20 protein-coding genes are annotated in these 17,992 nt (G+C 33.7%); 13 read left to right on the forward strand and 7 right to left on the reverse strand.

All coding sequences use genetic code 11. The features are described 5' to 3' along the window. Positions 1 to 130 precede the first annotated feature (130 nt). Genes folE2 through ACXQH5_RS13310 form a run of 3 tightly spaced genes read right to left on the reverse strand, consistent with a single transcriptional unit; the run spans position 131 to position 2,063 of the window. Positions 131 to 1,009, reverse strand: a complete 879-nt coding sequence (gene folE2, locus ACXQH5_RS13300; protein ID WP_000134238.1) for a GTP cyclohydrolase FolE2 — start codon at positions 1,007 to 1,009, stop codon at positions 131 to 133. A gap of 12 nt (positions 1,010 to 1,021) precedes the next feature. Beyond that, positions 1,022 to 1,687 carry a bacillithiol biosynthesis deacetylase BshB2 gene (bshB2, locus tag ACXQH5_RS13305; protein WP_000129069.1) on the reverse strand — a complete coding sequence of 222 codons (666 nt, stop codon included), beginning with the start codon at positions 1,685 to 1,687 and terminating at the stop codon, positions 1,022 to 1,024. A 13-nt stretch (positions 1,688 to 1,700) separates the two neighbouring features. After that, a complete protein-coding gene (locus tag ACXQH5_RS13310) occupies positions 1,701 to 2,063 on the reverse strand; it encodes a YojF family protein (RefSeq protein WP_001574742.1) in 363 nt (120 codons plus the stop codon). A 275-nt stretch (positions 2,064 to 2,338) separates the two neighbouring features. Here ACXQH5_RS13310 and nagB point away from each other — a divergent pair, with 275 nt between their 5' ends. From nagB to ACXQH5_RS13355, 9 genes are all read left to right on the forward strand, one after another. After that, on the forward strand, positions 2,339 to 3,097 hold the full coding sequence (gene nagB / locus ACXQH5_RS13315) for a glucosamine-6-phosphate deaminase (RefSeq protein ID WP_000866420.1): 759 nt from the start codon (positions 2,339 to 2,341) through the stop codon (positions 3,095 to 3,097). A gap of 76 nt (positions 3,098 to 3,173) precedes the next feature. After that, the gene (gene hxlA / locus ACXQH5_RS13320) at positions 3,174 to 3,806 is read left to right on the forward strand and encodes a 3-hexulose-6-phosphate synthase (protein WP_000422864.1); all 633 of its coding nucleotides are present in this window, start codon (positions 3,174 to 3,176) and stop codon (positions 3,804 to 3,806) included. 1 nt (position 3,807) lies between these two features. After that, the gene (gene hxlB, locus ACXQH5_RS13325) at positions 3,808 to 4,356 is read left to right on the forward strand and encodes a 6-phospho-3-hexuloisomerase (RefSeq protein ID WP_001051598.1); all 549 of its coding nucleotides are present in this window, start codon (positions 3,808 to 3,810) and stop codon (positions 4,354 to 4,356) included. A 113-nt stretch (positions 4,357 to 4,469) separates the two neighbouring features. Continuing rightward, on the forward strand, positions 4,470 to 5,117 hold the full coding sequence (locus ACXQH5_RS13330; protein WP_000667399.1) for an HAD family hydrolase: 648 nt from the start codon (positions 4,470 to 4,472) through the stop codon (positions 5,115 to 5,117). 917 nt (positions 5,118 to 6,034) lie between these two features. Continuing rightward, positions 6,035 to 7,435: an MFS transporter gene (locus tag ACXQH5_RS13335; RefSeq protein WP_000347074.1), complete on the forward strand. Its 1,401-nt coding sequence runs from the start codon at positions 6,035 to 6,037 to the stop codon at positions 7,433 to 7,435. Positions 7,436 to 7,978: 543 nt separating this feature from the next. Continuing rightward, entirely contained in the window at positions 7,979 to 9,355 is a 1,377-nt protein-coding gene (locus ACXQH5_RS13340) for an AMP-binding protein (RefSeq protein ID WP_001100844.1), read from the forward strand. A gap of 1 nt (position 9,356) precedes the next feature. Continuing rightward, on the forward strand, positions 9,357 to 10,496 hold the full coding sequence (locus ACXQH5_RS13345) for a thiolase family protein (protein WP_001070673.1): 1,140 nt from the start codon (positions 9,357 to 9,359) through the stop codon (positions 10,494 to 10,496). Next, positions 10,471 to 10,836, forward strand: a complete 366-nt coding sequence (locus ACXQH5_RS13350) for a hypothetical protein (RefSeq protein ID WP_001165057.1) — start codon at positions 10,471 to 10,473, stop codon at positions 10,834 to 10,836. Before ACXQH5_RS13345 ends, ACXQH5_RS13350 begins: the two co-directional genes overlap by 26 nt. A gap of 2 nt (positions 10,837 to 10,838) precedes the next feature. Then, entirely contained in the window at positions 10,839 to 11,108 is a 270-nt protein-coding gene (locus tag ACXQH5_RS13355; protein ID WP_000671088.1) for a hypothetical protein, read from the forward strand. Between the two features lie 200 nt (positions 11,109 to 11,308). Here ACXQH5_RS13355 and vraX read toward each other — a convergent pair whose 3' ends face one another. After that, complete coding sequence (gene vraX, locus ACXQH5_RS13360; protein WP_000587958.1) at positions 11,309 to 11,476, reverse strand: C1q-binding complement inhibitor VraX; 168 nt, start codon at positions 11,474 to 11,476, stop codon at positions 11,309 to 11,311. 533 nt (positions 11,477 to 12,009) lie between these two features. Next, the gene (gene thiD, locus ACXQH5_RS13365) at positions 12,010 to 12,840 is read right to left on the reverse strand and encodes a bifunctional hydroxymethylpyrimidine kinase/phosphomethylpyrimidine kinase (RefSeq protein WP_001185460.1); all 831 of its coding nucleotides are present in this window, start codon (positions 12,838 to 12,840) and stop codon (positions 12,010 to 12,012) included. Positions 12,841 to 13,023: 183 nt separating this feature from the next. Between thiD and ACXQH5_RS13370 the strand changes: the two genes are divergently transcribed. The 4 genes from ACXQH5_RS13370 (at position 13,024) to ACXQH5_RS13385 (ending at position 16,164) form a co-directional block, all read left to right on the forward strand. Further along, the gene (locus ACXQH5_RS13370; RefSeq protein WP_000455258.1) at positions 13,024 to 13,680 is read left to right on the forward strand and encodes a uracil-DNA glycosylase; all 657 of its coding nucleotides are present in this window, start codon (positions 13,024 to 13,026) and stop codon (positions 13,678 to 13,680) included. Further along, positions 13,681 to 14,058, forward strand: a complete 378-nt coding sequence (locus tag ACXQH5_RS13375) for a DUF5327 family protein (protein WP_000248122.1) — start codon at positions 13,681 to 13,683, stop codon at positions 14,056 to 14,058. A 132-nt stretch (positions 14,059 to 14,190) separates the two neighbouring features. Beyond that, the gene (locus tag ACXQH5_RS13380) at positions 14,191 to 14,559 is read left to right on the forward strand and encodes a DUF423 domain-containing protein (protein ID WP_000765183.1); all 369 of its coding nucleotides are present in this window, start codon (positions 14,191 to 14,193) and stop codon (positions 14,557 to 14,559) included. Between the two features lie 120 nt (positions 14,560 to 14,679). Continuing rightward, complete coding sequence (locus tag ACXQH5_RS13385) at positions 14,680 to 16,164, forward strand: APC family permease (protein WP_000412518.1); 1,485 nt, start codon at positions 14,680 to 14,682, stop codon at positions 16,162 to 16,164. A 141-nt stretch (positions 16,165 to 16,305) separates the two neighbouring features. On the opposite strand, the gene ACXQH5_RS13390 is transcribed toward ACXQH5_RS13385, so the two are convergent. Further along, complete coding sequence (locus ACXQH5_RS13390) at positions 16,306 to 16,758, reverse strand: threonine/serine exporter family protein (RefSeq protein WP_000498572.1); 453 nt, start codon at positions 16,756 to 16,758, stop codon at positions 16,306 to 16,308. Positions 16,759 to 16,770: 12 nt separating this feature from the next. Next, positions 16,771 to 17,535 carry a threonine/serine exporter family protein gene (locus ACXQH5_RS13395; protein WP_000354081.1) on the reverse strand — a complete coding sequence of 255 codons (765 nt, stop codon included), beginning with the start codon at positions 17,533 to 17,535 and terminating at the stop codon, positions 16,771 to 16,773. Between the last annotated feature and the right edge of the window lie 457 nt (positions 17,536 to 17,992).

The raw sequence follows: 17,992 nt of genomic DNA on the forward strand, positions 1-17,992 counted from the left end.
AAAGCGAAGCCATTCAATACGAAGTATTGTATAAATAGAGAACAGCAGTAAGATATTTTCTAATTGAAAATTATCTTACTGCTGTTTTTTAGGGATTTATGTCCCAGCCTGTTGAATTAATCATATGATATTATTTACGATACTTTAATTTAGCGAAAGCATCATGTTGATGGATAGACTCTTCATTGCGACATTCGATATCGAAACCGTCTAACCAATCAAATTCAACTAAGTCTGCGGCAATTAAACGAATTAAGTCTTCGACAAAACGTGGATTTTCATATGCACGCTCTGTCACACGTTTTTCATCAGGACGTTTTAAAATAGGGTATAGAATTGAACTTGCATTAGCTTCCATTGCATCTAAAATTTTGTTTTTATAGTCATCAACTATGTCTTGATCTTTATTAATATATGTTTTAACAGTGACAACACCACGTTGGTTGTGCGCTGAATATTCACTTATTTCTTTTGAACAAGGGCATAGTGTTGTGACGGTTGCTTCAATAGTAAGTTCTTTACGTGTAACTTTATCACCGTCAATTGCTAATCCATAAGTGACATCGGCATTACCAACTGCTTTAATATTTGTGGTTGGACTATAGCGATCAAAGAACCATTTCCCAGAAACATCAACGCCTGCCGCACTTTGTTTCATATTCGTTTGTAAAGTGCGTAACACCTGATAAAGTGTATTAAATTCAAGTTCAATACCATTATCATAGTGCTTTTCAACACTTTCAATAATACGACTCATATTAATACCTTTTTCGTCTTTTGTTAAACTTGTTGAAAAACTAAATGTGCCAGCTGTTTGATACTGGTCAACAAGTACAGGGTACACTAAGTTTTTAATACCAACTTCTTCTATTTCAAATAAGAAATCTTTATGTGTACTTTGTAAATCTGTCATTTCGTTCTTAGTAGTAGGTTTCGTGCCTTCAATAGGATCTACGGAACCAAAGTGTTTCCAACGACCTTCTCGTGTCGATAAATCAAATTCAGTCATTTTTTTCCTCCGTTAAGATTTAAAGTGATATGTCCAATATGGTTCGACTGTTAAAAAGCTGTGTTGTTTACCATCGATTTCAGGACTTGCTAATTGTTTTAAAAATGGACCTGTTTGAGAAGCATGTGCTTCAAATGCCTTAATTTTAAGTTCTTTAAAATCTGTAATATCATTTTGAACATCAGGCTCTCCAAGAGCTTCGGTTGCATCATTACTGAACGCAACTAAAGTTAAACGAGGGCGTTCTTCTTTAGGCATGCGTTCAACCGTTCGAATTACAGCGTCTGCTGTTGCTTCGTGATCAGGATGTACTGCATATCCAGGATAAAATGAAATAATCAATGATGGATTTGTATCATCGATTAAAGATTTAATCATACCATCTATATGTTCATAGGGTTCGAATTCGACAGTTTTGTCACGTAAACCCATTTTTCTTAAATCAGTAATACCAATAACTTTACAAGCTTCTTCTAGTTCACGCTCACGAATACTTGGTAATGATTCGCGTGTTGCAAATGGGGGATTACCTAAATTTCTGCCCATTTGTCCTAGGGTTAAACATGCGTATGTTACAGGTATGCCTTTTTGGATATAACTTGCTAATGTGCCTGCAGATGAGAAGGTTTCATCATCAGGATGTGGAAATATTACTAATACATGTCTTTCGTCAGTCATGTTGATGCCTCCTCTATAAATTAAATGGTCGCTCACTAATTTGAAGTGCTGCAGCGAGTTGACCTTCGTAATTAAAACCTGCAATTAAAAATTCATCATGCTCATTGATCTCAAAATGCGTTAGACCTTGTACATAAACCCAACCACCATTTGATAGTTTAAGACCAATGCGATAAGGTTCTTTATTACCACCTTTTAGTTGTGCATGCGTATATGTTACTTGTATGTTTCTTAAAAATGTACCAGCATTAAAAACACGTTGATCGAAATGGTTCGCATAGGCCCCATTTGTCGTTTCAACATGCAGATACACAGGTTTATGTTCAAAAGAAGCAAGTAAATCTATAACTTCTTGTTCTTTAATTGGTTCCAACACGTTCACTCCTTACACTATCAATGTGTTTATCTTTCTATTTTACTAAAAACTATTCAATAATTGTATACGATTGCTCAATTATTTATAAATTAATTTTCATGAAGGGTAATTACTCAGGATTACGCAATCATACAGCATTAGTTTTTTACTTTTAAAAATCAAAAATTTGTTGGAATTTGAAAAGTGTTAAACATTAAAAATAATGCTATATTAATGGTGTATGAATGAATTCATAAGTTTTTAAAATGTATTAAATTTGTGGAGGCATGTAAACAATGAAAGTATTAAACTTAGGATCGAAAAAACAAGCATCATTCTATGTTGCATGTGAGTTATATAAAGAGATGGCATTTAATCAGCACTGTAAACTAGGTTTAGCAACTGGCGGTACAATGACAGATTTGTATGAACAACTTGTTAAGTTATTAAATAAAAATCAGTTAAACGTAGACAATGTATCCACGTTTAATTTAGACGAATATGTAGGTTTAACCGCATCACATCCGCAAAGTTATCACTATTATATGGATGACATGCTTTTCAAACAATATCCTTATTTTAATAGAAAGAATATTCATATTCCGAATGGAGATGCCGATGATATGAATGCGGAAGCGTCAACATATAATGACCTTTTAGAACAACAAGGTCAACGTGATATTCAAATTTTAGGTATTGGAGAAAATGGTCATATTGGATTTAATGAACCTGGTACGCCGTTTGATAGCGTTACTCATATCGTTGATTTGACTGAAAGTACTATTAAGGCTAATAGTCGATATTTTGAAAACGAAGATGATGTTCCAAAGCAAGCCATTTCGATGGGACTTGCTAATATTCTTCAAGCTAAACGTATCATTTTACTCGCATTTGGTGAAAAGAAAGGTGCTGCTATTACACATTTATTAAATCAGGAAATTTCTGTTGATGTTCCAGCCACATTACTTCACAAACACCCGAATGTTGAGATATATTTAGACGACGAAGCTTGCCCGAAAAATGTTGCGAAAATTCATGTCGATGAAATGGATTGATTGCAATGTTTAATTAAGAAATGCCTCGGGAAAGGTTCCAATAGAAAGATAAAAAGCATTGGAAGGATGATTTTTAGTGGAATTACAATTAGCAATTGATTTATTAAACAAAGAAGACGCGGCTGAGTTAGCAAATAAAGTAAAAGATTATGTAGATATCGTAGAAATCGGTACGCCAATCATTTACAACGAAGGTTTACCAGCAGTTAAACATATGGCAGACAACATTAGTAATGTAAAAGTATTAGCAGACATGAAAATTATGGATGCAGCTGATTATGAAGTTAGCCAAGCAATTAAATTTGGCGCGGATGTAATTACAATACTAGGTGTTGCAGAAGATGCATCAATTAAAGCAGCTATTGAAGAAGCTCATAAAAATAATAAACAATTACTAGTTGATATGATTGCTGTTCAAGATTTAGAAAAACGTGCAAAAGAACTAGATGAAATGGGTGCTGATTATATTGCAGTACACACTGGTTATGATTTACAAGCAGAAGGGCAATCACCATTAGAAAGTTTAAGAACCGTTAAATCTGTTATTAAAAATTCTAAAGTTGCAGTAGCAGGTGGAATTAAACCAGATACAATTAAAGAAATTGTCGCTGAAAGTCCTGACCTTGTTATTGTTGGAGGCGGAATCGCAAATGCAGATGATCCAGTAGAAGCTGCAAAACAATGTCGCGCTGCAATCGAAGGTAAGTAATATGGCTAAATTTAGTGACTATCAATTAATTCTAGATGAATTAAAGATGACTTTGTCACATGTTGAAGCGGATGAGTTTTCAACGTTTGCGTCCAAAATACTACATGCTGAACATATATTTGTAGCTGGCAAAGGACGTTCAGGATTCGTGGCGAATAGTTTTGCAATGCGCTTAAATCAGCTCGGCAAACAGGCACATGTTGTTGGAGAATCAACGACACCTGCGATTAACTCGAATGATGTATTTGTAATTATCTCTGGTTCAGGTTCCACGGAACATTTAAGATTATTAGCAGACAAAGCAAAATCAGTAGGTGCTGACATCGTATTAATTACTACAAATAAAGATTCTGCAATAGGCAATCTAGCTGGGACGAACATCGTTTTGCCTGCAGGTACAAAATATGATGAACAAGGTTCGGCACAACCATTAGGAAGTTTGTTTGAACAAGCATCACAATTATTTTTAGATAGTGTTGTAATGGGATTGATGACTGAAATGAATGTTTCAGAACAAACGATGCAACAAAATCATGCTAATTTAGAATAAAAACAAAGATAGTCGATAATATGATGCCTAGGCAGAAATATTATCGATTATTTTTTTATTTAAATAATAAATTATAGTATAATATCAATAATAAACGAATAGGGGTGTTAATAGTGAAGTTTGAAAATTATATTTTTGATTTCGATGGTACGTTGGCAGACACGAAAAAATGTGGTGAAGTAGCAACACAAAGTGCATTTAAAGCATGTGGCTTAACAGAACCATCAGCTCAAAACATAACGCATTATATGGGAATACCTATTGAAGAATCATTTTTAAAATTAGCAGACCGACCATTAGATGAAGCAGCATTAGCAAAGTTAATCGATACATTTAGACATACATATCAATCTATTGAAAAGGACTATATTTATGAATTTGCGGGTATAACTGAAGCCATTACAAGTTTGTATAACCAAGGGAAAAAACTTTTCGTGGTGTCTAGTAAGAAGAGTGATGTATTAGAAAGAAATTTATCGGCTATTGGATTAAATCACTTGATTACCGAAGCTGTTGGATCCGACCAAGTAAGTGCATATAAACCAAATCCTGAAGGCATACACACAATTGTGCAACGCTACAATTTAAATAGCCAACAAACGGTTTATATTGGTGATTCAACATTTGATGTTGAGATGGCGCAACATGCTGGTGTACCATCTGCAGCAGTAACATGGGGAGCACATGATGCAAGGTCATTACTCCATTCAAATCCAGATTTTATAATCAATGATCCATCAGAAATTAATACAGTATTATAAAATTTGTTAAAACAGAGAATACCATGATTAAAATGCATATTCATAAATATTAGATTATACATAGAAATATTTCGCTTTAGATTAGGAATTTAAAATAAATATTTATTAAACATTATGAATTTTTAAAGAGTGATGTCTGATTCGTTGATGAGCTTGGGACATAAATCAATGTCCTAGGATCTATAATATTATATTGGCAGTAGTTGACTGAATGAAAATGCGCTTGCAACAAGCTTTTTTTCAACTCTAGTCAGGGGCCCCAACACAGAGAATTTCGAAAAGAAATTCTACAGGCAATGCGAGTTGGGGTGTGGGCCCCAACATAGAAGCTGGCGGAAAGTCAGCTTACAATAATGTGCAAGTTGGCGGGGCCCCAACATAGAAGCTGGCGGAAAGTCAGCTTACAATAATGTGCAAGTTGGGGTGGGACAACGATAAAGAAATACTTTTTCTATAGAAATTAGTATTTCTTATGCATGAGTTTTACTCATGTATTCCTATTTTTAAGTACACATTAGCTGTGGCTAATGTGTAAGAACCACTACATAATAAATCATTAGTGGCTCTTTATCATTTCTGTCCCACTACCAAAGTAATGACAAAGTTATTGAAGTAAATTGAATATAAACATTTAAATATGATGAGGAAAGTAGTGATAGCATATGACTTACATGAAGTTGTGTGCTATCGCTATTTTTAATTATAAATCTAATATGTTGATCGTTCGATGATTTAAGAATTATTATTGTTTAATTCAAATGTACGAGGGTATAAAATCATTGAATTTAATTCGTTAAAGTGAAATTTTTTGTCGAACATACTTTTGCATTTATATAAAAGTTTATATTTGTATAAATTTGACAAAACTAATTAACTCCGTATAATTATGAAACATACAAAAGGGAGTGTATGAATTCATGGATTTTAATAAAGAGAATATTAACATGGTGGATGCAAAGAAAGCCAAAAAAACCGTTGTTGCAACCGGTATCGGTAATGCAATGGAATGGTTTGATTTTGGTGTCTATGCATATACAACTGCGTACATTGGAGCGAACTTCTTCTCTCCAGTAGAGAGTGCAGACATTCGACAAATGTTGACTTTCGCAGCATTAGCCATTGCGTTTTTATTAAGACCAATTGGTGGTGTTGTATTTGGTATTATTGGTGACAAATATGGACGTAAAGTTGTATTAACATCAACAATTATTTTAATGGCATTTTCAACATTAACCATTGGATTATTGCCAAGTTATGATCAAATTGGACTTTGGGCACCAATACTATTATTGCTTGCAAGAGTACTACAAGGGTTTTCAACAGGTGGAGAGTATGCGGGTGCAATGACATATGTAGCCGAATCATCTCCAGATAAGCGTCGTAACTCATTAGGTAGTGGACTAGAAATTGGGACATTATCAGGTTACATAGCTGCTTCAATTATGATTGCTGTATTAACATTCTTTTTAACAGATGAACAAATGGCATCATTTGGTTGGAGAATCCCATTCTTACTTGGTTTATTCCTAGGATTATTTGGCTTATATTTACGTCGTAAGCTTGAAGAATCACCAGTTTTCGAAAATGATGTTGCAACACAACCAGAAAGAGATAACATTAACTTTTTACAAATCATCAGATTTTATTACAAAGATATATTTGTGTGTTTTGTAGCTGTTGTATTCTTCAATGTTACGAACTATATGGTAACTGCATATTTACCAACCTATTTAGAACAAGTTATTAAATTAGATGCAACGACAACAAGTGTATTAATTACTTGTGTCATGGCAATAATGATTCCATTAGCATTAATGTTTGGTAAGTTAGCGGATAAAATAGGTGAAAAGAAAGTATTTCTAATTGGTACTGGTGGGCTAACATTATTTAGTATCATCGCATTTATGTTATTACATTCACAATCATTTGTTGTAATAGTAATCGGTATATTTATATTAGGATTTTTCTTATCAACTTACGAAGCGACAATGCCAGGGTCGTTACCAACGATGTTTTACAGTCATATAAGATATCGAACTTTATCAGTAACATTTAATATCTCTGTTTCGATATTTGGTGGTACGACGCCATTAGTTGCAACATGGTTAGTTACGAAAACTGGAGATCCATTAGCACCTGCGTATTATTTAACAGCAATCAGTGTTATTGGCTTTTTAGTTATTACATTCTTACATTTAAGTACAGCAGGAAAATCTCTAAAAGGTTCGTATCCAAATGTAGATAACGAGCAAGATAGAGCTTATTATACAGAACACCCAAAAGAAGCATTATGGTGGGTTAAAGAACGTAAAGATTAGAGATTATAATAAAAAGTATAAATCAATCGTATATAAGCACTTTAAAGCTAGTAGGTTCTGCTAACTTTAAAGTGCTTTTTAAATTGAGAACTGTAATTAGCTGTAATAAAGTTTTTGTATATACATAAACCCCCACTGCAATGATTATCGCAATGGGGGAAAGAGGGGACTTAAAGCATATGTTTAGCTTTGAATACTTAAAATTCTCTTGCTATTGAAATGTTAGGATGTAAATATGTCTTAGAGTATTTTGTCCAACGCAATTAATATTGAGACTCTAACCTTCAATATTATTATAGAGAACACAAACTTAAATAGATTGGGTGACTTATTTGTGTCAGTTATTGCGATTGCGATAACTTCTTTTCTCTATATACATATAGTAACGTCTTAACTAATAAAAAACATGGTACTACAGTATCAAATTTATCTAGGGCTTAAGTTTGATTTTTATAATAGGCAGGTTTACCTGATAAAAATACTTATTCATTATATAATGTTAACAAGATGTATTTTAAAGTTTACATTGAGTGAGGGATATTGATGAACGTAATTTTAGAACAGTTGAAAACACATACTCAAAATAAACCTAATCACATAGCATTACATATCGATGATGAAACAATTACATATAGTCAACTAAATGCCCGCATCACTAGCGCAGTTGAATCTTTGCAGAAATATTCACTTAACCCTGTCGTTGCTATTAATATGAAATCACCGGTGCAAAGTATTATTTGTTATTTAGCTTTGCATCGTTTACATAAAGTGCCTATGATGATGGAAGGTAAATGGCAAAGTACTATACATCGTCAATTGATTGAAAAATATGGTATTAAAGATGTAATTGAAGATACAGGTCTCATGCAGAGTATAGACTCACCGATGTTTATTGATTCAACGCAATTACAGCACTACCCCAATTTATTACATATTGGTTTTACTTCAGGGACAACTGGACTGCCAAAAGCATATTATCGTGATGAAGATTCATGGTTGGCTTCTTTTGAAGTTAATGAAATGTTGATGTTAAAAAATGAAAATGCCATAGTAGCCCCCGGACCACTATCGTACTCGTTAACATTATATGCGTTATTGTTTGCTTTAAGTTCTGGTCGTACTTTTATAGGACAGACCACTTTTCATCCTGAAAAGTTACTTAATCAATGTCGTAAAATATCATCATACAAAGTTGCTATGTTTCTTGTTCCAACGATGATTAAATCATTATTGTTAGTTTACAACAATGAACATACAATCCAATCATTTTTTAGCAGTGGAGATAAGTTGCATTCTTCTATTTTTAAAAAGATAAAAAATCAAGCAAATGACATAAATTTGATTGAATTTTTTGGTACATCGGAAACCAGTTTTATCAGCTATAACTTGAATCAGGAAGCACCAGTTGAATCAGTAGGGGTGCTATTTCCAAATGTGGAATTGAAAACAACGAATCACGATCACAATGGTATAGGAACTATTTGTATAAAAAGTAATATGATGTTTAGTGGCTATGTAAGCGAACAATGTATAAATAATGATGAATGGTTTGTTACTAATGATAATGGCTATGTAAAAGAGCAGTATTTATATTTAACGGGACGACAACATGATATGTTAATTATTGGTGGTCAAAATATATATCCAGCACATGTTGAACGCCATTTAACGCAATCGTCGAGCATTGATGAAGCAATTATAATCGGTATTCCAAATAAGCGTTTTGGTCAAATAGGTGTATTGCTTTATTCTGGTGATGTGACACTTACACATAAAAATGTAAAACAATTTTTAAAAAAGAAAGTGAAACGCTATGAAATTCCATCGAAGATTCATCGTGTAGAAAAGATGTATTACACTGCAAGTGGTAAAATTGCTAGAGAAAAAATGATATCGATGTATTTGAGAGGTGAATTATAATATGAATCAAGCAGTCATAGTTGCAGCTAAACGAACTGCATTTGGGAAATATGGAGGCACTTTAAAACATTTAGAGCCAGAACAATTGCTCAAACCTTTATTCCAACATTTTAAAGAGAAGTATCCAGAGGTAATATCTAAAATAGATGATGTAGTTTTAGGTAATGTTGTTGGGAATGGTGGCAATATAGCAAGAAAAGCATTGCTTGAAGCGGGGCTCAAAGATTCAATACCTGGCGTCACAATCGATCGGCAATGTGGGTCTGGACTTGAAAGTGTTCAATATGCATGTCGTATGATTCAAGCCGGAGCTGGCAAGGTATATATTGCAGGCGGTGTTGAAAGTACAAGTCGAGCACCTTGGAAAATCAAACGACCGCATTCTGTGTACGAAACAGCATTACCTGAGTTTTATGAGCGTGCATCATTTGCACCTGAAATGAGCGACCCATCAATGATTCAAGGTGCTGAAAATGTAGCCAAGATGTATGATGTTTCAAGAGAATTACAAGATGAATTTGCTTATCGAAGTCATCAATTGACAGCGGAAAATGTAAAGAATGGAAATATTTCTCAGGAAATATTACCTATAACCGTTAAAGGAGAAATATTCAACACTGATGAAAGTCTAAAATCACATATTCCGAAAGATAACTTTGGCCAATTTAAGCCCGTGATCAAAGGTGGGACCGTTACCGCTGCGAATAGTTGTATGAAAAATGATGGTGCAGTTTTATTGCTTATTATGGAAAAAGATATGGCATACGAATTAGGTTTCGAGCATGGTTTATTATTTAAAGATGGTGTTACGGTAGGTGTTGATTCTAATTTTCCTGGCATTGGTCCAGTACCAGCCATTTCCAACTTACTAAAAAGAAATCAATTAACGATAGAAAATATTGAAGTCATTGAAATTAACGAAGCGTTCAGTGCACAGGTGGTTGCCTGCCAACAAGCTTTAAATATTTCAAATACGCAATTAAATATATGGGGTGGTGCATTAGCATCAGGTCATCCATACGGTGCAAGCGGTGCCCAATTAGTGACGCGATTATTTTATATGTTTGACAAAGAGACTATGATTGCATCTATGGGGATTGGGGGAGGTCTAGGAAATGCAGCATTATTTACTCGATTCTAACCAGCGATTAAATGTGTCATTTTCTAAGGATAGTGTGGCTGCATATTATCAGTGTTTTAACCAACCTTATAGAAAAGAAGTACCACCATTAATGTGTGCTTCATTATGGCCAAAATTTGATTTATTTAAAAAATATGCAAATAGCGAACTGATTTTAACAAAATCAGCAATTAATCAAACTCAAAAGATAGAAGTAGACACAATATATGTAGGGCATTTAGAAGATATTGAATGCCGACAGATTCGCAATATCACACGTTATACAATGGCTTTAACATTAACTAAAAATGACCAACATGTCATAACGGTTACACAAACTTTTATTAAGGCGATGAAGTAGAGATGAAGTTTAATGAGATATGGATAAATGAATATTTGGCGCTCGTAAATGATGATAATCCAATACATAATGAGATTGTGCCAGGACAATTAGTGAGTCAAATGATGCTGATGGCTATGTCAATAGAGGCGAACCAGTGTCAAATTAACTACGTTAAACCTATTTTAATAAATGAAAATATCGAATTCATTGAAGAACACGAGCAAGAAATGATAGCAATTAATGACGATGGAGAGATTAAAATAAAGATTTCTTTGAGCACAAAAAAATAACCGATATTAGCTGCATGAACGCATATTAATTAGGAGATGAAAGGACAGCTAATATCAGTTATGTATTGTTATTATTATTGGGAACAGAGATAAATATAGGTTACGTTTCTTTCTTTGCACGGGGATGCATTAATCTAAAATAATAATAACAACTATATCAATGTTTAATAAATTCTGGATTATTGGAACGATTAGTCAATTTAACTAACTTTCATATGATCTATATCGTCTTGTAATAAAGAGAGCAATTTGAATATTTCAGTATCACTAAATGAATCGTCACATTTAATTGAAACATGCTGAAACGTTTTGGTTATAATTTCATAAACTGGTGCGCCTTCATGGTGATACTGTCGATAAATAATCATAACCTATATTACCTCCTTTGCTACTCTATGGTTATATTATAAATAACATTTTTATGTGTGACATCAACCTTAAGTATCAACTTTTTATCAGACATAGAACGTATGGTTTACCAAGACTATTTATGTATCATGTTTTAAAAGGAATATATTTTTATAAAGTCGTTGAGAAGTTATTTTTAATTTCAAAAAAACGGCAGAATTAGTAGAGCGGGATAAAACGTTATGTTTAAACAAGGGCATAATAAATTTCCGAAAGGATTTGTTTTTTTAGGATAACTGATTCGTGACACTGTAAATGAATATTATATACATATGTTGAAATAAAACTACCTATAACGATGACTTATAAAACTTATTTGCCCAATTTAAATGTGAAAATCAAACAAGTATTTAATAACTAAAATAACCACACCGAAAGTGACTTTATTATGTACTGATCCCCAAAGTTAGTCTTTGAAAGCTAACTTTACTGGCGCACAGCAATAACACTCAAATCATAAGGTGTGGTTAATCTATTTTTTATGAACGAAGCATTAAACCTCTGTTACTTCAACATCGATATGTTCAATACGGTTGTATGCACCGTGATCCACAGGACCAACAAAATCATTCATTTTCCAACCGTTTTTAATAGCAGAAGCGACGAAAGCTTTCGCGCTAATCACAGCTTCTTTTGGTGACTTACCGTTAGCTAAATATGCAGTTGTTGCCGCAGCAAATGTACAACCAGCACCATGGTTATAACTTTGTTGGAACATGTCTGTAGTTAGTTGATAAAATGTTTGACCATCATAGTATAAGTCATACGATTTATCTTGATCTAAAGCTTTGCCACCTTTAATGATGACATGCTTTGCGCCTTTATCAAAGATAATTGTTGCAGCCTTTTTCATATCTTCAATTGAATTTAATTTACCTAATCCTGATAATTGACCTGCTTCAAATAAGTTTGGTGTCACTACCGTTGCTTTAGGTAGTAAATATTTAATCATCGCCTCAGTATTTCCAGGGTTAAGCACTTCATCTTCGCCTTTACAAACCATGACAGGATCTACTACAAAGTATTGTGCATTAGATGCCTCATATACTTCTCCAGCACGTTTGATTATCTCCTCAGTACCTAACATACCTGTTTTAATAGCATCAGGTCCGATTGATAAAGCCGTTTCAAGTTGCTTTTCAAATACGTCCATAGGTAATGGTGTGACATCGTGTGACCATGTATCTTTATCCATAGTAACGATGGCAGTTAAAGCGACCATGCCATACGTATCTAATTCTTGGAACGTTTTCAAATCTGCTTGCATACCTGCGCCAGCACTTGTGTCAGAACCGGCAATTGTTAAAACTTTCTTTAAAGCCATTGAGCTTCACTCCTACATAATAATATTGTATTCATCATATCATTTTTAACCTAATTGAAAAATATTAAGCATTCAATATTTGATGATTGTTGAAATGAATCATTCATACTATTGTAACTTTTGAAAATGTCATTCACTTTAGATAAGTGTGATATGTTAAAATATGTCCTGAGGTGAGATTGAATGGAATGGTCGCAAATTTTTCATGACATAACAACGAAACATGACTTTAAAGCTATGCATGATTTTTTAGAAAAAGAATATTCGACTGCAATCGTATACCCTGATAGGGAAAATATATATCAAGCGTTTGATTTAACACCGTTTGAAAATATCAAAGTTGTTATATTAGGACAAGACCCGTATCATGGTCCAAACCAAGCACATGGATTAGCATTTTCAGTGCAACCTAACGCAAAATTCCCTCCATCTTTACGTAATATGTATAAAGAATTAGCAGATGATATTGGATGTGTTAGACAAACACCACATTTACAAGATTGGGCAAGAGAAGGCGTCTTGTTATTGAATACAGTTTTAACCGTAAGACAGGGTGAAGCAAATTCTCATCGTGATATTGGTTGGGAAACATTTACTGATGAAATTATTAAAGCAGTGTCTGATTATAAAGAACATGTTGTCTTTATTTTGTGGGGGAAACCTGCACAGCAAAAAATAAAGCTTATCGATACATCTAAACATTGTATTATAAAATCAGTACATCCTAGTCCACTGTCTGCATATAGAGGATTCTTTGGATCAAAACCGTATTCCAAAGCGAATACCTATTTAGAGTCAGTAGGAAAATCACCAATTAATTGGTGTGAAAGTGAGGCGTAGATGGTGAATAGAGAAACTTTAATAACACGAATAGAGCAAGAATTAGTACAAGCAGAGCAGGCGCAGCATGACCATGACTTTGAAAAACATATGTATGCCATACATATATTAACATCTTTATATGCTTCAACATCAAATACACCACATATTGGTGAACAACAAATGAATCATCGTATTCCTAACCATAATCAAATGCCACACTCACAAATTACGCAGCCAACACATCAAGTGACAGCTGCTGAAATTGAAGCGATGGGTGGCAAAGTAAATATGCATTCAGCGCATCATCATAAGTCATATTCACAACCTTCAAACCAACAACAAAGATTAGCGACAGATGATGACATTGGCAATGGTGAATCCATATTTGATTTTTAAAAAGCAACAATGAAACATAATTGCTTAATAGCTTGCTAAGTATGTAGGTTAATAATCAAGACGCATATACTTTTATTCGAGTGTTCGGATTTAAACATTTATTAATACTGAATTATATAAGGAGAGGTAGCAATGAAATTATTTATTATTTTAGGTGCATTAAACGCGATGATGGCTGTCGGAACAGGTGCATTTGGTGCGCATGGTTTACAAGGAAAAATAAGTGATCACTACTTATCAGTATGGGAAAAAGCAACGACGTATCAAATGTACCATGGCTTAGCATTATTAATTATAGGTGTAATTAGTGGTACAACTTCAATCAATGTTAACTGGGCTGGCTGGTTAATATTTGCTGGTATTATTTTCTTTAGTGGATCATTATATATTTTAGTATTAACTCAAATTAAAGTTTTAGGTGCGATTACACCAATTGGTGGCGTATTGTTCATCATTGGATGGATAATGTTAATCATTGCGACATTCAAATTTGCTGGTTAAATTTTAAAACTTTAGATTACCTATGTAACTAAACATTAAATTTTTAATAAAAATAATCAAGAAAAAGAGTTACAAACTCATCTTTTGGGTATAGAATACCTTCGAGGTGAGTTTTTATTTATGGAAAAAAAGAATAAGCAAATAGATAGAGGCGATTTAAAACAAAACCTATCTGAAAAGTTTGTATGGGCGATTGCATATGGTTCATGTATCGGATGGGGCGCATTCATCTTACCAGGAGACTGGATTAAGCAGTCAGGTCCGATTGCAGCATCAATTGGTATTGTTATTGGTGCATTATTAATGATATTAATTGCGGTTAGTTATGGCGCATTAGTAGAGAGATTTCCAGTATCAGGGGGCGCGTTTGCCTTTAGTTTCTTAAGTTTCGGCAGATATGTGAGTTTCTTCTCATCATGGTTTTTAACTTTTGGTTATGTCTGTGTCGTTGCTTTAAATGCGACCGCATTCAGTTTACTAGTTAAATTCTTATTGCCAGATGTCTTAAATAATGGGAAACTATACACCATTGCGGGCTGGGACGTTTATATTACGGAAATCATTATTGCGACCGTATTACTACTTGTATTCATGCTAGTAACGATTCGTGGCGCAAGTGTATCTGGATCATTACAATATTATTTCTGTGTGGCGATGGTAATAGTCGTATTATTGATGTTCTTTGGTTCATTCTTTGGTAATAATTTTGCACTTGAAAATTTACAACCGTTAGCTGAACCTAGCAAAGGATGGTTAGTGTCTATTGTGGTTATTGTATCCGTGGCACCATGGGCATATGTTGGATTTGATAATATTCCACAAACAGCAGAAGAGTTTAACTTTGCACCAAACAAGACATTTAAGCTTATCGTGTACAGTTTATTAGCAGCATCATTAACTTATGTTGTCATGATTTTATACACTGGTTGGTTATCAACAAGTCATCAAAGTTTAAATGGGCAGTTGTGGTTAACAGGTGCTGTTACACAAACAGCATTTGGTTATATTGGATTAGGTGTATTAGCAATTGCAATTATGATGGGTATATTTACTGGTTTAAATGGATTCTTGATGAGTTCAAGTCGCTTGTTATTTTCTATGGGACGTTCAGGTATTATGCCAACAATGTTTAGTAAATTACATAGTAAATACAAAACACCATATGTCGCAATCATATTCTTAGTAAGTGTCTCTTTAATTGCACCTTGGCTAGGAAGAACGGCATTGACTTGGATTGTAGATATGTCATCTACAGGTGTATCCATTGCCTACTTTATTACATGTTTGTCTGCTGCGAAATTATTCAGTTATAACAAACAAAGTAATACGTATGCACCGGTTTACAAAACATTTGCTATTATCGGCTCATTTGTATCATTCATTTTCTTAGCGTTGTTATTAGTGCCAGGTTCTCCTGCAGCACTGACTGCACCGTCTTATATTGCATTGCTTGGATGGTTAATCATCGGTTTAATATTCTTTGTGATTCGATATCCTAAATTGAAAAATATGGATAATGATGAATTAAGTCGCTTGATTTTAAATAGAAGTGAAAATGAAGTTGATGATATGATTGAAGAACCTGAAAAAGAAAAAACTAAATAATAAAAGAATCGCACAGTATACCTTCTTAATTCGAAGGCGTATCGTGCGATTTTTTGTATCATAAATTGACATTTAAGACGAGGCAGTTAAACCTCATATAAAATTGCTAAGAGTTAAGGCTGAGCCATTTCTAAGAAATATTTATAATCGTTTAAAAGATTTCACGAACCCAGAAACAATTAATTTGGAAATTTGGTCGGCGAATAATAAACCTAATGCGATGGCTCCTGCAATAAGTGTAACCTCTAGCATGGTATTGATTGCTGTACTGAAATTTAATAATACTAAATTTTTCGTTGCATCATAAGCTAATCCACCTGGTACTAATGGGATGATACCCGTCACCATAAAAATGATTGCAGGTTCTTTTTGTTTACGTGCCATATAGTGACTTAATAAACCTAGGGCAAGACTGCCGAAGAAACTAGAGTATATAGTATGCACATTAAAGCCGTTGAAGAATAAGGTGTAAACCATCCATCCACACGTACCAACGAAACCACATGATAGATATAATTTTCTAGGTGCATCAAAAATGACGCAGAAGAACATTGAAGCTAAAAAGCTAAAGATAAAGTTTAAGATCCAAAACATAGTCTGATACTCCTATACTAAAATTAATACGCTACCAACGCCAGCACCGATGCCAAACGCAGTAACCAATGCTTCTAATGATTTCGTTGTGAACATCAACATGTGTCCACCAAATAAATCTTGTATTGCGTTTGTTATTAATACACCAGGAACAATAGGCATGACTGCCGCAATGATAATAGTTGCCAAGTCACCTGTTGGAATAAGTGTATGTCCAATGACGGCGATAATCCCAATAACTAATGAACCAATGAATTCTGGGATAAACTGTGCGTGTAACTTACGATCTAAAATCTCAGTGACTAGGTATCCTAGACTACCTGCTAATATCGCAGTTAAAACATCAATCAATCTACCACCTTGTAAATATAAGAAACTCATTGCAATCATTGCTGCAGCGAAACCTTTAAAGGGAAAACTGCTGTCACGCTTAGCAACATATATTTTTTCAAGTTGCGTTTTTGCCTCGGCTAAAGAAATTTCATTGTTTGTAATTTGACGTGAAATTTTATTAGCTTGCGAAATTTTTATTAAGTTTGTATCTCGAGAGGTAATTCTAAATATTCTAGGAAACGATTCCGAATGTAATGTAAACTGGATGACAGTGTTTGTAACAAAGCTGTTACTTTCACTGTAACCAAGTTTTTTTGCAATACGTGTCATGGTATCTTCTACACGCGTACCTTCTGCACCAGATTCTAATAGTATGCGAGCAGCAAGCATGACAACATCTTTTATAAGTACCTCTTGTTTGTATTCTTCTGAATTTATGTCCATTTCATCACCATTGTTTATAAGAATTTAATACTCATTATAGTTTATACACTATAAAATAACCACATGAGCATTTTGATAAGTTGTTATTGATTTTAAAAAACTAATATTTGATACTATTGTAATAATAATCATCGGAATTTTTAGTGGTTAAAATTCTCTTGAAGTATAAAAAGGAAAAATTATTGAAAAAAATTCGACAAAAATATGTTTCAAATATTTCAAATAGGTTAAAATAATATTAGTTAACCATTACAAAAATTGTATAGAGTAGCGACTGTATAATTTCTATTGAGGTTAACGTTTATATGTAGTGATAGTAGTTAAAGTTCTCCCAAGGAAGACTACTCGGGTACACTTTGCTATGAGCAAAGTGTACTTTGTTATGAAAAGAAAACCATACGCTATGCGTATGGTTCAGAAAAGGTTCTACCATTGTCACAAAAAATGCATCTCTACG

This window comes from Staphylococcus sp. SA22 (assembly GCF_054165785.1).

Coding starts and splice junctions, on each gene's coding strand:
- hxlB (WP_001051598.1), top strand. CDS start 3,808: ATGGCTAAATTTAGTGACTATCAATTAATTCTAGATGAATTAAAGATG.
- vraX (WP_000587958.1), bottom strand. CDS start 11,476: ATGATTATTTATCGACAGTATCACCATGAAGGCGCACCAGTTTATGAA.
- thiD (WP_001185460.1), bottom strand. CDS start 12,840: ATGGCTTTAAAGAAAGTTTTAACAATTGCCGGTTCTGACACAAGTGCT.
- ACXQH5_RS13375 (WP_000248122.1), top strand. CDS start 13,681: ATGGTGAATAGAGAAACTTTAATAACACGAATAGAGCAAGAATTAGTA.
- folE2 (WP_000134238.1), bottom strand. CDS start 1,009: ATGACTGAATTTGATTTATCGACACGAGAAGGTCGTTGGAAACACTTT.
- ACXQH5_RS13335 (WP_000347074.1), top strand. CDS start 6,035: ATGGATTTTAATAAAGAGAATATTAACATGGTGGATGCAAAGAAAGCC.
- ACXQH5_RS13390 (WP_000498572.1), bottom strand. CDS start 16,758: ATGTTTTGGATCTTAAACTTTATCTTTAGCTTTTTAGCTTCAATGTTC.
- ACXQH5_RS13380 (WP_000765183.1), top strand. CDS start 14,191: ATGAAATTATTTATTATTTTAGGTGCATTAAACGCGATGATGGCTGTC.
- ACXQH5_RS13395 (WP_000354081.1), bottom strand. CDS start 17,535: ATGGACATAAATTCAGAAGAATACAAACAAGAGGTACTTATAAAAGAT.
- ACXQH5_RS13340 (WP_001100844.1), top strand. CDS start 7,979: ATGAACGTAATTTTAGAACAGTTGAAAACACATACTCAAAATAAACCT.
- bshB2 (WP_000129069.1), bottom strand. CDS start 1,687: ATGACTGACGAAAGACATGTATTAGTAATATTTCCACATCCTGATGAT.
- ACXQH5_RS13345 (WP_001070673.1), top strand. CDS start 9,357: ATGAATCAAGCAGTCATAGTTGCAGCTAAACGAACTGCATTTGGGAAA.
- ACXQH5_RS13370 (WP_000455258.1), top strand. CDS start 13,024: ATGGAATGGTCGCAAATTTTTCATGACATAACAACGAAACATGACTTT.
- ACXQH5_RS13385 (WP_000412518.1), top strand. CDS start 14,680: ATGGAAAAAAAGAATAAGCAAATAGATAGAGGCGATTTAAAACAAAAC.
- ACXQH5_RS13350 (WP_001165057.1), top strand. CDS start 10,471: ATGCAGCATTATTTACTCGATTCTAACCAGCGATTAAATGTGTCATTT.
- nagB (WP_000866420.1), top strand. CDS start 2,339: ATGAAAGTATTAAACTTAGGATCGAAAAAACAAGCATCATTCTATGTT.
- ACXQH5_RS13355 (WP_000671088.1), top strand. CDS start 10,839: ATGAAGTTTAATGAGATATGGATAAATGAATATTTGGCGCTCGTAAAT.